1 protein-coding gene and 1 pseudogene are annotated in these 405 nt (G+C 69.6%); both read left to right on the forward strand.

Annotated features, from left to right (window positions below; translation table 11 throughout):
- Positions 1–117: pseudogene (locus AB4Z35_RS30885) on the forward strand (ABC transporter substrate-binding protein); the annotation flags it as partial.
- Between the two features lies 1 nt (position 118).
- Positions 119–405 (forward strand): ATP-binding cassette domain-containing protein (locus AB4Z35_RS30890; protein ID WP_442101284.1); only part of this gene is annotated, 287 nt, incomplete at its 3' end.

A 405-nucleotide genomic window follows, 5' to 3' on the forward strand; every position in this document is an offset into this window, starting at 1 on the left:
CCGCAGAACACCTTCGCGCTGGCCGAGTTCATGCACCGCGTGGGGGCGATCAAGAACCAGCCGAAGACCTGGCAGGACTACTTCTTCCAGGACCCGGCCACGGCCCAGGGGAGCTGACATGTCTGAACCGCTGCACCCAGGCGCGCATCTGCGCGTGATTCCGGGCCGGTCGCCGTCTTCGTCACCGTCTGCGCCGCTGTTGCAGGTGGATGGCGTCTCGCTCGAATACCGCACCGACGCGCGCGTGGTGCGCGCCACCCACCGCGTGAGCTTCGACGTGCATGGCGGAGATCGCTTCGTGCTGCTGGGCCCGTCCGGCTGCGGCAAGTCCACGCTGCTCAAGGCCGTGGCCGGCTTCGTGCCGCCAGCCGAGGGCGAGATCCGCCTGGAAGGGCGGCGCGTGGC

It is taken from the genome of Pseudomonas sp. KB_15 (assembly GCF_052114525.1).
Taxonomy (GTDB): domain Bacteria; phylum Pseudomonadota; class Gammaproteobacteria; order Pseudomonadales; family Pseudomonadaceae; genus Aquipseudomonas.